Raw genomic sequence first — 14,189 nt, forward strand, 5'->3', positions numbered from 1 at the left:
CTCCGTACCCGGGCGCCGGATACGGGGGGCCGGTCAGGCCGGGGCGTTGCAGAGGCTCAGCAGCTGCTCGCCGTACTTCGCCAGCTTGTTCTCACCGACGCCGTTGACCTTGCTCAGCTCGGCCAGGGACGTCGGGGACTCGGCCGCGATCTGGCGCAGCGTCGCGTCGTGGAAGATCACGTACGCGGGCACGCCCTGCTCCTTGGCGGTGGCGGCACGCCAGGTGCGGAGCTGCTCGAACACCGCCACGGCGGCCTCCGGCAGCTCCACGGCGGCGGGACGGCCCTTGGCCGTCTTGGCGGCCTTCGGCGTCCGGGCCGCGCGTTCGGGCTCGCGCCGCATCATGACCTGGCGCTTGCGGCCCAGCACCTCGGCGCTGCCGTCGGTGAGCACCAGGGTGCCGTAGTCGCCCTCGACCGCCAGCAGCCCCTGGGCCAGCAGCTGCCGGACCACGCCGCGCCACTCGGTGTCGCGGAGCTCCGTGCCGATGCCGAACACCGTCAGCGAGTCGTGCTCGTGCTGGCTGACCTTCGGCGTCTGCTTGCCGAGCAGGATGTCGATGACCTGGCCCGCGCCGAACTTCTGGTTGCGCTCGTTGCGCAGGCGGTAGACGGCCGACAGCAGCTTCTGGGCGGCGATCGTGCCGTCCCACGACTCCGGCGGGGACAGGCAGGTGTCGCAGTTGCCGCACGCGGTGCCGCGCTGGCCGAAGTAGGCGAGCAACTGCACCCGGCGGCACTCGACCGTCTCGCACAGGGCCAGCATGGCGTCGAGGTGGATGCTCAGCCGGCGGCGGTGCGCGTCGTCGCCCTCGGAGGTGTCGATCATCTTGCGCTGCTGCACGACGTCCTGGAGCCCGTACGCCAGCCAGGCGGTCGAGGGCAGGCCGTCGCGTCCGGCCCGGCCGGTCTCCTGGTAGTAGCCCTCGACGGACTTGGGCAGGTCGAGGTGGGCGACGAAGCGCACGTCCGGTTTGTCGATGCCCATGCCGAACGCGATGGTGGCGACCATGACGAGGCCGTCCTCACGCAGGAAGCGCGCCTGGTTGGCGGCCCTGGTGCGCGCGTCCAGCCCCGCGTGGTACGGCAGCGCCTGGACGCCGTTGTCCACCAGGAAGTCGGCGATCTTCTCCACGGAGGCCCGGGAGAGGCAGTAGACGATGCCCGCGTCCCCGGGGTGCTCGGTGCGCAGCAGTTCCAGCAACTGCCGGCGCGGCTCGTTCTTCGGCACGATGCGGTACTGGATGTTCGGGCGGTCGAAGCTCGCGACGAAGTGCCGGGCCTCTTCGAGGTTGAGCCGGGTGGTGATCTCCGCGTGGGTGGCCTTGGTGGCGGTCGCGGTCAGCGCGATCCGGGGCACGTCGGGCCAGCGCTCGTGCAGCGTGGACAGGGCGAGGTAGTCGGGCCGGAAGTCGTGACCCCACTGGGCCACGCAGTGCGCCTCGTCGATGGCGAACAGCGAGATCTTGCCCCGGTCGAGCAGCCGCAGCGTCGACTCGACCCGCAGGCGTTCCGGCGCCAGATAGAGCAGGTCCAGCTCGCCGGCGAGGAACGCGGACTCGACCCGGCGGCGCTCGTCGGGGCCCTGGGTGGAGTTGAGGAACCCCGCCCGGGCGCCGAGGGCCGTCAGCGCGTCGACCTGGTCCTGCATGAGCGCGATCAGCGGCGAGATGACGACGCCGACGCCTTCCCGCACGAGCGCCGGGATCTGGTAGCACAGCGACTTGCCGCCACCGGTCGGCATGAGCACCAGGGCGTCCCGGCCATCGATGACATGATCGATGATCTCCTGCTGGCCTTCCCGGAACGAGTCGTAGCCGAAGACGCGGTGCAGCACCCGCAACGCGTCGCTCACCTCGGGACCGCTCTCGGGGGAAGCCATCCGCGTATTCTACGAAGATCGTGGTGTGCTCGACGGCGAGTGCGGGCAATCGGTCCGCGTCTCCCCTCCCGCGGGAGGGCGCTCAGCCGACCTCCAGCAGGGTCTTGCCCACGGTGGCCCGGGACTCGATGGCCGCGTGCGCCTCGGCCGCCCGCTCCAGCGGGAACCGCTGCCCGATCACCGGCCGAAGCCGGCCGGCCGCCCCCTCGGCCAGCGCGCTCCGGGTGAACGCGCGCATCTCCTCCGGTGTCGCTCCCGGCCGCACCAGCGTCACGCCGCGCTCCGCGGCGGCCTCCTCCGCGATGCCCGCCCACGAGCCGCTGGCCAGGCCGTAACTGAGCATCCGGCCGCCCCGGTCGAGCAGCCCGAACGCCGATCTGCCGAGGGCACCGCCGACCCCGTCGAACACCACGTCCACCCCGCCGGCGGCCGCCCGTACCCGTCCCTCCCAGCCGGGCTCCCGGTAGTCGACCACCACGTCGGCACCGAGACCGCGCGCCACCTCGGTCTTACGGGCCCCGCCGGCGGCCGCGACGACCCTGGCTCCGGCGGCCTTCGCGAGCTGGACGAGCAAAGTGCCCACCCCACCGGCCGCCGCCTCGACCAGCACCCGGTCCCCCTCGCGTACGGCCGCCGCCCGCACCAGCATGGTGGCCGTGCGCCCGTCGGCCAGCAGCGCCACCGCGGCGTCGAGCTCCAGCCCCTCGGGGACCTCGAAGAGCCCGCCCGCGTCCACGGCGGCACGCTCGGCATAGCCGCCCGAACCCCCGGTGGAGCCGACCACCCGCCTCCCGAGCAGTTCCTCGCCGGCTCCGGCGCCGGCCGCCGTGACCACCCCGCCGACGCCGTTGCCCGGGATCATCGGCAACGCCACCGTGAACGGGCCGTTCCCGCCGCGGACCTGGGTCTCCACGAAGGTGATGTTGGCGAAGACCACCTCGACCACCACCTGCCCGGGCCCCGCCACCGGATCCGGGGCGTCCGCCGCGACGAGCACCTCCGGCCCGCCGAACTCCTTCAACCACACCGCACGCATGAGGCCACCACTTCCGATCGGTTCGGGACCGATCCTGCAACCTCGACCAGAGTTGAGGTCAAGCGCGGTGGAGCGCCTGGGAGCGACTGATGACGTGAGTAGCTATCGACAACAATCCTCCGATGTCCGATATCTACGTCATGCCAATTCTGTAGAGCAAGGGTAGCTATTACGTATATGACGCGATTTGCAGAGATCAGCAGAAACATGGTGTACCGCTGCCACCGTTTTCACCACCAGGCACATCCCGAACTGTAGATTGATCGGCGTCCGAACCGTCACGGCCTTCGGTCAGTACGTCCGGGGGCCATTCGCCATAGAGGGAGAGGTCGTGGCCGCTCAAAGTATGCCGCCGATCTGGCGAAAGAGCACATATAGTGGGGACCCGTCGATCGGCACATGCGTCGAGGTCGCCGCCATAGGGGACACCCGGGCCATCCGGGACAGCAAGAATCCGAACGGGCCAAAGCTGTCCTTCTCCGTGCGGGACCTGCGGGGCCTCATCACGTCCATCAAGCATAACGAGCTGGAGCTCTAGTCTCCTCAGCGAGTGCGGCGGGTGCGGCATGTCTCACGGTCGCACCCGCCTTCCACCGATACACGCGAGTCCCCGCTCGAACGCCTTACCCGTCAAAGCGCGCCGAACGGCAAAACCCATCCGCGCCACAGCTCGCTCTGGCGAGATCTCTTGTCACACGACAGCCGACTACTCAGCGGTTGCGGACGATCAATATCTACCTTTTTGGTCAAGTCAATACGCGACTCAGTCAAGGGAGTGTTGACTCCCAAGTCTGGACAATAGATTCGACCCGGCATATAATATGCCGAGTTGCGCCCCAATTGTCAACTCTGGACATCACAATTCTCCATAGAATGAGGCGACCGCCGAAAAAGCTATGACAACCGCGACCAGCGCATCCATCAGTGCGGTCAGCGGGCAGCGGCGCCCTTTTCGCCTGGCCTATTGCACCTCGCAACAGAGTGGAAGAGGTAGATGATCAGCCACGGTGAACCAGGTGAGAGCCCATGGCGCAAGAGCAGCAAATCCGACAACAATCCTGCTGGCTGTGTCAGCTTGGCCTTGATTGGGGGCAGCATTTTCATCCGTGACAGCAAAGACGCAGACAACAAAATGATAGAACTATCGAGAAGCGTTCTGCGAGACTTTATCGTTGCCACAAAAGCCGGTAATTTCGATCTCAGACGTGAGTAGGATCAGACCGGGATGGGATAGATATCGCAGTCGGCCCTGACGCTCTGACCGGCGGCGATCGTTCCAGGATGAGAATCGCCGAGGACGTCCCGATAACGAGCCAGGGCATCTGCGAACAACGCCTTCGCCTCTGCCTCCTCGCCGGCGGCCCGTAGGTCGAGAGAGTAGTTGAGCGAGCACGCCACGGTGGTGGGATGATCCTCGCCGAGCGTTCGCCGGGCACGCTCGATATTCATCCGGTCGAGTTCAAGTGCCTCCGCGACCCGACCGAGAGCGAACAGATCGCTTGCCAGGTTGATGGCGCAGACCAGGCTGCGCGGATGGTCCTCGCCAAGCACCTCGGTCAGCTTCCGCAGCGCCGCCTGGTCCATCTCCAGCGCTTCGGCGGCTTGATCGTTAAGCCGCAGGGTCACGGCCAGGTTGACCCTGGCGCTGGAGGTGTTCGGGTGATCAGGACCGAAGATCGCCTCATACTGGCGGCCGGCCTCCATCGCCAGCTCGATGGACCCGTCCAGGTCACCGGTCTGCCGCAGATTGATGGCATGGTTGAGCGCCGACGCCAACGCCCCCGGGTGACTTTCACCGTAGCGCCGACGGTACGAGGCCAGCGCCTTCTCGGACAGCTCGAGCGCGCGTTGATGCTCGCCGATCTTGCGCTCCACCACGGAGAGAATACTCAGACTCTCAATCGCGCCGGGATGGTCCGCCCCATACCGCAGCCGATACCACCCCTCCGCCTGCGCGACCAGGTCCCGGGCCTCGGAATACCTGCCCCGTTCCATCTCGTCGATCGCCAGCGCGACGAGCGTACTGAGGGTGCTGATGTGGTCTTCGCCGAGATCACGGATCTTGTTCTGGTAGGTCTGCTGGTCGAGCTCGCGGGCAGCGGCCGGATTACCGGTAAGACGCAGGTCGATGGCATAGAGGTGCGCCTGATCCAGCGTCAGGGGATCATTGGCGCCGAATCTGCGCTGCATTACCTCGAAGGAGGCCCGGTCCAGTTCCAGTGCGTCGCCGAACCGGCCGAGATAGCGCAAATCCGCTCCGACGTACGTCTGCGCTTCCAGCGTCTTCTCGTCTTCCATGCCGAGCTGCTCGGCGAGGAGGTCACGGACATGCACGTGATGGGTGTAGGCCTCCTGGAATCTACCCAGGATCCGCAACGCCCGCCCGAGTCGCAGGCCTGCCGACAGGGTCTGCTCGTGCTCCGCACCGAGCTTGGCGGTCCAGGCGTCCACCGCCTGCTGGGCGAGGTCCAGGAAGCCCTGGTGGTCGCCCCAGCTGAAGAGGAAGTCGATCTGGTTGAGCACGAGCTGGCGGGCCCACTTGTCGTCACAGTCGATGACGCCCGAGTAGAGAACATGCGGTAGCAACTCCGCGTACTGCGGCCACTGTGTCCTCAGATCGGGGTTGTCGGGGTCGGCTTTGGTGAGCAACTGGTGGCCGCAGTGCCGGAACTCCGCGACCTCCTGGGCGGTGAGCTGGCCGACGAGGACCCGCTGCACCAGCCGGTGCAGGGTGATGGTGCCGGTCCGATGGCTGATCTTGGCCAGCGCGTACTGGTTGATCGAGCGCATGGCCCGGCCCAGTCTCACCGGGTCACCGAGCGCCTCCAGCAACTCCGGTGGGCCGTCGACGTTCCGCGCTCCAGACAGGAGCCGGCGGGAGATGGGCTCCGGGGCGAAGAACGCGCACACCTGCAGCAGTTGCAGGGCCGCCGGATCGCTTTCGTGCAGACGATCCAGTGAGACGTTCCAGGCCGCGGCGACCGGAAGTTCGTAGGCCGTCGGCGCCGCGTCGCCGAGCAGTTCGGTTGCTTTATGGTGGTTCTTCTGGAAAAGGTTAAGGTATTCCTCGACCGGCATTCCGGTCTCTGCCAGCCATACCGCGGCCTGCTCGATGGCCAGCGGCAGGTCGCCCAGCACCGCGGCCAGCTTGTCGGCGTTCTCGTCACTGAGCTGCGGGCCCCGTAGGTTGAGCAGTGCCTTGCTCTCCTCCCGTTTGAACACGTCGACCTCGAGCGAGCTGGCCACGCTGGTCCAGGCCTGGTTTCGCGAGGTGACCAGGATCTTCCCGGGACCGTTGGTCGGAAAGAATCCGCGTACCTCTTCGAGCTGCTCGGCATTGTCGAATACCAATAGCCAATTGTGGTAGGGGCGGCCGAGCCGCAACGCCTCACGAACGGCGGGTACCGCTACGTTGACCTCCTGGCTCACCTTGAGGTCCAGTTGAGCGGCGAGTTCGACGAGCGCCTGCTGGATCTGGCCGGGCCGTTCGGCGGGAATCCACCAGATAAGGTCATAGTCGCCGGTATGACGGTGAACGTATTCGATGGCGATCTGGGATTTTCCCACACCGCCCATTCCGTGCAGGGCCTCCGGCAGAACCGCGGTGGTGCCCACGGACAGCCGCCGGTGCAGATCCGCGAGGATGTCCTCCCGTCCGGTAAAGCTGATGTTCCGTGCCGGAACATTTCCCCATACCGGCGGCGGCTCATTCGAAGGGCGTTCGGGTGCGGGGGGAATATTCCTGATGGTCACACCGACTCCCGGGGGGATAACCTTGGGCTGAGGCGCCGGCCTTTCAGCGACCGGACGGGCGTCGACATGGGTATCCATGGCTGAACGGATACCCATGTTGACATCCGGGTCAATATCATTGCCAGGTCTGTTTTCATCATGCTCTGGTCGATGATTTGGTTTTCCCGTTAGCGGCGGCCTCACCCGGTGGACGGCAGCCTCGAGTTCGTGCGCCTGGCGCCGGTAGGGGCCGGCGAGTGCGCGCAAAGCGTGCAGGGCGGGCTCGGCGAACACGATGTCGGCCGCGTCGAGAGCCGGTGGTGTGGCGTCGTTCGGGGCTCTGATCATGGCGACCAGCTCCCGGAGCAGCCGTACCCGGTCACCCAGGTGGACCCCCAGCATGGTCAGGACCCGGGCGGTCTCCGAGCGGCGTCCCGACGCGAGCAACTCCGGCCGCACACCGTCCACGAAGTCGTAACTGACCTGGTCGATGGGCTCGGGCCCGCGGCGTCGGCCACCGGGGCGGCCGACCCGGCGGAGCAGACCGCTGCCGATCAGCTCGGACAGGTCGGACGGCCTGGATCGCGGCAGCATGACCCGCTGGACCAGCCGCATCACTCCGATGTTGAGCGGCACCGCGGCCAGGTGAACCGCCAGCGCGAAGGACGTGGGCGTCGCGGTGGCCCGGAACCGCCGTACCAACTCGGCAGGCAGGAGCTCGGCACCGATGCCACGATCCTCGTCCGCCCGGAGATGCGGTCCGGAGGCGTCCGCCCCGCACACCGCCACCGCGCCGAACCACCGATGGCGGACCGCCGCCACGAATCCGGCCCACTTCGACAGTTGCGCGGGCTCGATTTCGACCATGGGCACACAGACCTCGCCCGGTGCCCGCACCGGTTCGTCGTCGGCCGCCGCGGACTCGACGTACCGCACCGCGTAGTGGCGATTGCCGGCGCCCGCCTCCGTGGTGGACAGCCACGCCGGACGGGTCGTGATCCCGGTACGGCGCCACTGCCGACGCGGCAGCACGTTGACGATCGCGACCGGGCAGGACCGCGCCCACACCGCCATCAGCCGCTGCACCGCCGCCGAATGCCAGGCGTCGCCGACCCCATCGGTCAGCACCAGGATCAACCGCCGGCCCAGCGAACCGAGGTTCGCCAGTGACACCGCCGGCCGCGCTTGACCCGCCGGATCAGCGCCCCGCAGCATCAAGGCGGACGGATCGGCGACATCGGTGTCCAGCAGATGCACCCGGACGACCCGGAACGCGCCCACCGTGCCGATGGTGTCGATCAGCTGATCGCACATCGGGCGGTGCAGGCTCGCGAACCTGCTGTCATCCACCACGACGTCGAGTTCGAGCCAGCGCTCCCGCACCGGACGCACCTCGGGCAGCCACAGTCCGTCCTGCGCGACACGCTCCGCCGTGGCCTCGTCGTCGAGTTCCTCCTCGCCCCGGCGCGAATCCACCCGCCGCCGCAAGGGCCGCAGCGCACGGGCGATGTCACGTCTGTTGAGCAGAGGCGGTACCCCGTCGATGAGATCGGAGAACGCGACCGGAGCCTCCAGGACGGAGACCAGCGGCAGCGGAGCGATCGGCGATACGTACTCGGGCCGCGCGAACGCCGGCGAAAGAGACGGCCACCGCTGCTCCTCGTGCCGACGATCCCCGGTCTCGGGAAGAGCGCCGAGGTGCTCCTCGCCACGCTGGTCAGTGGCCTCTTCGCGCGATGGCTCCGATGAGCGCCGCGGAGCGGACGGGCCGGTCTCGGCTGGGAGGCCCGCCGGCGGCTCCTGGCCCGCGCGGCGCGCGGCCGCATACTGCTGGGCCGCCAGCCAGAGGGCGTCCGCCACCTCGTTCCAGGCGGGCCGCGCCGGGCCACCCGATCCCAGGGTGTCCGGCCGTCCTCCGTCCGGAGCCCGGCCGTTCACTCGACCGCCTCATGGGTCAAGCGCTGCCAGATCAGGCCGAGGAGCCGCTGCCACGAACCATCGGCCGTGTGCGCCCCGGATGTGGCCAGGAACACGGCATTGAGCAGTTGGTCGGCCGCCAGAGCGCCGTGCAGCCGCCGGTGTTCCAGGAATTCATAGACCATTTCGGAAAGGTGCTCGTCAGCTTCATCAGCGAAATGGGCTACTACCATGTTCGCCAGCCTGTCTTCATCCGGCTCCCCCATGTCGAATCGAAGACAACGCCGCAAAAATGCCGAAGGGAACTCTCTCTCCGCGTTACTCGTAATGATTATAAGAGGGAACGCATGACATTGCACGTGCCCGTCTACGATAGTGGCCTGAACGCCAGGATCTGCTGTATTGACCTTGACTGAGGGCTCCCGAGCACTTACCCTTACGAGCTCAGGAATCCGATATTCCCCCTCTTCAAAGACATCGAGCAGGTCGTTCGGCAGATCGATATCGCTTTTGTCGAGCTCGTCGATGAGAAGTACTCGCGGCAGCTCAAAGGGCAGCAGCGCCGTGCCCAGCGCCCCGAGTCGCACATAGTCCCCGATGCCCGACGCGCCGTCCTCATCGCCACCCCCGCCGGGTGAGTGCCGCGCCGCCGCGGCGTCCTGCACCCGGCCGATGGCGTCATAGGCGTACAGGCCGCTGCCGAGCGTGCTGCGGCTGCTGATCGGCCAGCGCAGCACCCGGCCCAGCCGCAGTTCACGGCTCACCCGGTAGGCCAGACTCGACTTGCCGACGCCCGGCTTTCCGGTCACCAGCAAGGGGCGACGCAGGTAGAGCGCCGCGTTGACGGCGTCGAGTTCCCTGGGATCGGCCTGACGGACTCGCAGGTTCTCGACCGGTCCGAGCCTGCGCCTCAGATCGGCGTCGTCCACGGGTGGCGGCGGCTGCACCCGACCGCCCGGGAAGGAACGCCAGGGCGGCGGAGGGGGGAGTAATTCCCGCAGATCGATGTCATGGAGCGGACGCCCCGTGCCGCGATAGATCCACCAGGACGCCGATTCACGATCATCGGTCATTTCCGCCGATGCGCCATTGAATCGCCCGTCACCGCCCTGAGAGGATCCGGCCTGCTCATCAGCGCTCATCAGCGACGTCCCTCTCTAGCATGCTGGAGACAGGAAACGGTTCTGCGTGCCGGGTCCTCTTAGGCGTCACGAGTTTTCCGCGATTGTCCCTCTCAGCCGGTCCCATTTACAAGCTTTTCCCTATTAAAGCGTTTCCTCTATTGCTCTTAAGTGACCGACCAAAACCGAAATCACCCCTGGGGCAGCCGGAGCGCCTGTGGCTCGCCGAGAAAGTGATCCGGGTTGTCGTAAAGAAGGGTGAGGGGGCCTACCGCCGCCGGGCCATTCACGTCATTGGCCGGTCCGGCACCGCGCAGTCGCTTGACCTGGGCCGGCAAATCGCGGAGATCCGGGCGTTCCACTACGTCTCGCAGTACGTCCGCGAGTTGCGCACCGGGGGGCTCGCCGCGATGCCAGAGCACCACGGGCACCCCGGCCCGCAAGGCCATGCGCAGTTCCGTGCGACCCGGTTCCCGGTCCGGTGCCGAGCTCAGCACGTACGCCACGACGTTCGGTTCCGCCATCAGCCGGCCGCGCAGCCGGTCGGGTTCCCATGGCCGCTCCAGCTCCGGCCACTGCACCATGCACCGCGCCGCCTGCTGCAGCACTCGCCAGCGCTGCCGCCACACCCGGTGCAGCGTCAGGTCGTACATCCGCTCATGGCTGCGCACGATGACCTCGTATTCCATGCCCAGCGGCGTCGGATACGGCTCTTCCGGCGGATCGCGGGTCCACTCGTCCGGTGCGAGGCTCAGCAGGTCGAGCGGAAGCACGAACTCTAGGACCAGCGAGTCGTCGAGCTGGTAGGCCCAGCCCCCTTCGGCCTCACGGATGAGCCGGCTCACGCTCTCGGGGACCTCATCGAACCGGAGCACCTGATCCTCACCCGGTTCGGGCCGCCACTCCAGCGGCTGGATCTGCCGCCAGTGCGAGAGCCTGACATACCTCTCCTCCGCGGCCACGTCGTCGAGCGGCTCCAGCTGGATGATCAGATAGATCGGCAGATCGGGATCGCCCAGGTGAAGCTCCGTGTCGTCCTGGAAACTCTCCAGCAGATCGGCCGCGCGCCCGTCCCCCGACTTGCGCAGCACGGCCAGCTGCTCCGCCATCCACTCGCGCAATCGCGCCGACAACCAGGCCGCGTCGGCACGCGGTGTGTGCGAGGACGCCTGGCGATCCATCACCCGGATGAGCAGGTCGACGAACAGCAGGTGGGGCGGCAGGCCTCGCGGGCCGGTGTTGGCGTCCAGCAGGATGGAGAAGGCCTGCCACGCGTCGTCCAGCCTGCCCGGGGCGCCCATACCGCGATCACCGGCCGCGGCATGGTAGATCCGGGTCAGGGACGGCATCGTGAAGCCCTGGAGAAGCTCCTTGATCTGCATTTCGGCGTCCGAGGCGAGCAGATCCGCGACCGGGCCGACTCGCCGCCGCACGAAAGCGGCCGCGTAGGTCCCGCCCGCCAGGTAGTCGACCACCGCGAGCATCGCGTCCATCCCGCCAGGCCGATCCCGGCACGCCACCACGACGTTGTAGAGATAGGCCTTGGGACTGTTGTGCGACGTGACCAGCAGCGGGCTGCCCAGGTACTCCCCGATGGCGTGCACGAACATGGTCCGGCCGCCCTCGTCCTGGAGATCACGAATCTCGGCCAGCGCTGCCGCGATCTCGACGGCGTTGCCCCCTGTCCCGTCCATGCCGTTCCCCTTCTGAGCAGGTCCGACTCCCCCTCCGCCCGGCTGGATCACCGGCGGCCCCGTGGTCCGTTCCGAACGCCCTGCCGGCCGCGCGCGGCGCTCACTCATAGGCGCCTCCGCCACGCGGGCGACGGCGCAACGTCGGCGCCAGCTCGGCGACGCGCCGCATGGCCAGCGAATCGCCCTCCAGCCACCACAGGCACGCCAGCAGATCCGGCAGGCCGCCCTCATGGTCCAGGCAGGCCATGAGGAGGTTGAACGCGTAGACGCGGGTGCGCGGGTCATGCCGGACCGCGTGCGCGATCTCGGGTCGCAGCAACCGGGTGAAGGCCGACCGGTCCGCGCTCCCCCGCAGCGACGGGAGAGCGGCCAGGGCGTCGGCGAAGCGGAAGATCGCGGCGCCATCGGCCTCCCGCTTCGAAGGCTCGTCGTCACCGGGCGGGACCAGAGCCGATGAATCGGTCACGACTCTCATCTCCTCCGGGAACGGGCGGCGACACGAGTCGGCGGAAGCGGGCCGATGACCGATAGTGAACCATGGTGCCCTCGGCGATCGGGAGGGGATCTGCAGCACTCAGCAAACGCCATCTTCAACAACGGAACTGTGTAGTGCGGCACTCTTCTGCCATCCCGCCCGAACCCTGCCCCGCTCCCCTGCCGCCGATCCGCTGGAGACCCGACGGTCACGCAGGGGCATTGATGGCGGGCCCGCATTAGGCTGCGGTGCATGCTCGAGGACACGTACCGGCGCCGTTCCGCGCGGGTGCTGCTGCTGGACGGCACCGATCGGCTACTGCTCTTCCAGCTGCTCCACGACCCGCGTGAGCCGGAGCTCGGGCACTGCTGGATCACTCCCGGAGGCGGCGTCGACGAGGGGGAGACGCTGCCCGAGGCGGCGTCCCGCGAGCTGTGGGAGGAGACCGGTCTGCTGGTGGCGCCGGAGGATCTCGGGCCCACGGTGGCCGTGACCCAGGGGTACGCGGACCTCGGCTGGGCCGCCGGCATGTTCCGCGACGACTTCTTCGTCCATCGCACCGTGGCTCACGAGGTCGACACCAGCAGGCAGGAGACGTTCGAGAGCGAGCAGATCGCCGGGCACCGCTGGTGGACGGTCGACGAGCTGGCGGTGACGACGGAGGAGGTCTATCCGTTCGGGCTGGCTCCCCTGCTGCGAGAGCTGCTGGCCGCCCGCATCCCGCCCGAGCCCGTCCTGCTCCCCTGGCACCACTGACGCGGTACGCGGTGGTTCGCGCTCCGAAGGACGCCGCCGCGCTTGTCCGAACGCGCTGTCGCGGGTCCGCCCTCAGGCCGAGGTCCGCGCGGCCTGGACCGTGAGCTCGGTCTCGATCGCGGCCCGCAGCGCTCTCAGTGCGGCCGCCCGGGCACGGAGCTTGGTGGCGGCATGGGCCGCGGGGTCCAGCCCGGCGAGCTCGGCGGCCGCCCGCAGGCTCGCCTCGCGCAGCCCGGAGGCGGTCACGACCTGGTCGAGAAAGCCGGGAGGCACCGCCTCGTGCGGGCCGTACATCGTGGCGTTGACGACGGCCCGGTCGAAGTGCGCCGGGGCGAGGCGGTGACGTGCGAGCTCAATGGCGAACCACGGGACGGTGATGCCGATCCTGACCTCGTTGAGGCCGATCCGGAAGGGGCCGTCCGCCCCGATCCGGAGGTCGGCCGTCAGCAGCAGGAACGCTCCGGCCGGGTAGGCGTGGCCGGTGCACGCCACGACCACGGGCGTGGGGAACGACAGGATCCGTTCGGCGAGCGTCGCGCCGAGCGTCAGCATCCGGGCGATCTGCTCGCGCTCGCCGGCGAAGACGTTCAGGTCGAAGCCCGCGGAGAAGTGGTTCTCCCGTCCGGTGAGCACCACGACGGCCCGGTCCCGCTCCGCCTGGTCGAGCGCGGCGTGCACGGCCCGGAGCATCGGGATCGAGAACACGTTGACCTTCCCGTCGTCCATCGTGATCGTCGCGATCCGCCCGTCGAGTTCGTAGGTCGCCAGGTCCGCCATCGTCATCTCCCGGTCTCGTGGTGACGCGTGCTCCGGCGATTATATCGGGACATCGTTACGAAACAATGTCCCGAAAAGCACGGGCGGGCGGCGTCACGAGATAAGGTCCGAGTCGTGCCCAGGGCGAAGCAGCGGACTCCGGAACTGCGGGACCACGTCCTGTCGGTCGCCGTCGGGCTGCTCGCCCGGGAGGGGGTGGCCGGGTTCACGGCCCGGAGCGTCGCCCGGGAGGCCCAGACCTCGACCCCCGCGGTGTACGAGCTCTTCGGCGACAAGAGCGGCCTGGTGCGCGAGGTGTTCTTCGAGGGGTTCCGGCTGCTGCGCCGCCGGCTCGGCACGCTGGCGGACTCCGGCGACCCCCGGGCCGACCTGGTACGGCTCGCCCAGATCTACCGAGGCTTCATCCGGGCCAACCCCGTGCTGTCGGAGGTGATGTTCTCGCGGCCGTTCTCCGACTTCGAGCCGGGGCCGTCCGAGCTCGAGGCGAGCGGCTCCGTAAGGATTTTCATCGTCGAGCGCGTGCGCCGCTGCGTCGACGCCGGGCTCCTGTACGGCGACGAGACCGACCTCGCGCATGTCCTCGTCTCGCTCGTGCAGGGCATGGCCGCCGCCGAGAACGCCGGACGCCTGGGGACCACCCGCGAGTCGGTCGACCGGCGCTGGGAGGTGGGCGTGCACGCCCTGCTCGACGGCCTGAGCACCCGCCGCCCCCGGCCATAGCTCCGCGGGGCCCATCGGCGAGCCCCGGGCCCGCGCCGGCGTTCGCCGGTCCGGCTCCGGCCATCCCGGCCCGGGCCCCG

General features: G+C 68.4%; 11 protein-coding genes. 4 read left to right on the top strand and 7 right to left on the bottom strand.

All coding sequences use genetic code 11. The features are described 5' to 3' along the window. Positions 1 to 33: 33 nt before the first annotated feature. Positions 34 to 1,881 (bottom strand): DNA helicase RecQ, encoded by a 1,848-nt coding sequence (gene recQ, locus ACRYCC_RS37180; protein WP_433818754.1) that lies wholly within the window; start codon positions 1,879 to 1,881, stop codon positions 34 to 36. 82 nt (positions 1,882 to 1,963) lie between these two features. Then, positions 1,964 to 2,917, bottom strand: coding sequence for a zinc-binding dehydrogenase (locus tag ACRYCC_RS37185; protein ID WP_433818755.1), 954 nt, complete (start codon positions 2,915 to 2,917; stop codon positions 1,964 to 1,966). 346 nt (positions 2,918 to 3,263) lie between these two features. Between ACRYCC_RS37185 and ACRYCC_RS37190 the strand changes: the two genes are divergently transcribed. Both ACRYCC_RS37190 and ACRYCC_RS37195 read left to right on the top strand, forming a co-directional pair. Continuing rightward, positions 3,264 to 3,455 (top strand): DUF397 domain-containing protein, encoded by a 192-nt coding sequence (locus ACRYCC_RS37190; protein ID WP_433818867.1) that lies wholly within the window; start codon positions 3,264 to 3,266, stop codon positions 3,453 to 3,455. Positions 3,456 to 3,911: 456 nt separating this feature from the next. Then, positions 3,912 to 4,130, top strand: a complete 219-nt coding sequence (locus ACRYCC_RS37195) for a DUF397 domain-containing protein (RefSeq protein WP_433818756.1) — start codon at positions 3,912 to 3,914, stop codon at positions 4,128 to 4,130. A 2-nt stretch (positions 4,131 to 4,132) separates the two neighbouring features. Here the strand turns inward: ACRYCC_RS37195 and fxsT are convergent, their stop codons facing one another. The 4 genes from fxsT to ACRYCC_RS37215 all read right to left on the bottom strand — a co-directional run bounded on the left by fxsT (position 4,133) and on the right by ACRYCC_RS37215 (position 11,847). Then, the gene (gene fxsT / locus ACRYCC_RS37200) at positions 4,133 to 8,509 is read right to left on the bottom strand and encodes an FxSxx-COOH system tetratricopeptide repeat protein (protein WP_433818757.1); all 4,377 of its coding nucleotides are present in this window, start codon (positions 8,507 to 8,509) and stop codon (positions 4,133 to 4,135) included. Positions 8,510 to 8,583: 74 nt separating this feature from the next. Further along, complete coding sequence (locus ACRYCC_RS37205; RefSeq protein ID WP_433818758.1) at positions 8,584 to 9,708, bottom strand: AAA family ATPase; 1,125 nt, start codon at positions 9,706 to 9,708, stop codon at positions 8,584 to 8,586. A gap of 170 nt (positions 9,709 to 9,878) precedes the next feature. Then, the gene (locus tag ACRYCC_RS37210) at positions 9,879 to 11,381 is read right to left on the bottom strand and encodes a VMAP-C domain-containing protein (RefSeq protein ID WP_433818759.1); all 1,503 of its coding nucleotides are present in this window, start codon (positions 11,379 to 11,381) and stop codon (positions 9,879 to 9,881) included. A gap of 100 nt (positions 11,382 to 11,481) precedes the next feature. Beyond that, positions 11,482 to 11,847, bottom strand: coding sequence for an effector-associated domain 2-containing protein (locus ACRYCC_RS37215; protein WP_433818760.1), 366 nt, complete (start codon positions 11,845 to 11,847; stop codon positions 11,482 to 11,484). A 261-nt stretch (positions 11,848 to 12,108) separates the two neighbouring features. Here ACRYCC_RS37215 and ACRYCC_RS37220 point away from each other — a divergent pair, with 261 nt between their 5' ends. Further along, positions 12,109 to 12,612, top strand: coding sequence for an NUDIX hydrolase (locus tag ACRYCC_RS37220; RefSeq protein WP_433818761.1), 504 nt, complete (start codon positions 12,109 to 12,111; stop codon positions 12,610 to 12,612). Positions 12,613 to 12,684: 72 nt separating this feature from the next. Here the strand turns inward: ACRYCC_RS37220 and ACRYCC_RS37225 are convergent, their stop codons facing one another. Next, entirely contained in the window at positions 12,685 to 13,389 is a 705-nt protein-coding gene (locus ACRYCC_RS37225) for a crotonase/enoyl-CoA hydratase family protein (protein ID WP_433818762.1), read from the bottom strand. A 114-nt stretch (positions 13,390 to 13,503) separates the two neighbouring features. Here ACRYCC_RS37225 and ACRYCC_RS37230 point away from each other — a divergent pair, with 114 nt between their 5' ends. Beyond that, positions 13,504 to 14,109: a TetR/AcrR family transcriptional regulator gene (locus ACRYCC_RS37230; protein ID WP_433818763.1), complete on the top strand. Its 606-nt coding sequence runs from the start codon at positions 13,504 to 13,506 to the stop codon at positions 14,107 to 14,109. The last annotated feature ends 80 nt before the right edge of the window (positions 14,110 to 14,189 follow it).

Source organism: Actinomadura scrupuli, assembly GCF_050971785.1.
Classification (GTDB): Bacteria; Actinomycetota; Actinomycetes; order Streptosporangiales; family Streptosporangiaceae; genus Actinomadura_E; species Actinomadura_E scrupuli.

What these genes read in the sequence shown, in the direction of transcription:
- recQ (WP_433818754.1), bottom strand. Translation starts at nt 1,881, where the DNA reads ATGGCTTCCCCCGAGAGCGGTCCCGAGGTGAGCGACGCGTTGCGGGTG.
- ACRYCC_RS37185 (WP_433818755.1), bottom strand. Translation starts at nt 2,917, where the DNA reads ATGCGTGCGGTGTGGTTGAAGGAGTTCGGCGGGCCGGAGGTGCTCGTC.
- ACRYCC_RS37190 (WP_433818867.1), top strand. Translation starts at nt 3,264, where the DNA reads ATGCCGCCGATCTGGCGAAAGAGCACATATAGTGGGGACCCGTCGATC.
- ACRYCC_RS37195 (WP_433818756.1), top strand. Translation starts at nt 3,912, where the DNA reads ATGATCAGCCACGGTGAACCAGGTGAGAGCCCATGGCGCAAGAGCAGC.
- ACRYCC_RS37205 (WP_433818758.1), bottom strand. Translation starts at nt 9,708, where the DNA reads ATGAGCGCTGATGAGCAGGCCGGATCCTCTCAGGGCGGTGACGGGCGA.
- ACRYCC_RS37210 (WP_433818759.1), bottom strand. Translation starts at nt 11,381, where the DNA reads ATGGACGGGACAGGGGGCAACGCCGTCGAGATCGCGGCAGCGCTGGCC.
- ACRYCC_RS37220 (WP_433818761.1), top strand. Translation starts at nt 12,109, where the DNA reads ATGCTCGAGGACACGTACCGGCGCCGTTCCGCGCGGGTGCTGCTGCTG.
- ACRYCC_RS37225 (WP_433818762.1), bottom strand. Translation starts at nt 13,389, where the DNA reads ATGGCGGACCTGGCGACCTACGAACTCGACGGGCGGATCGCGACGATC.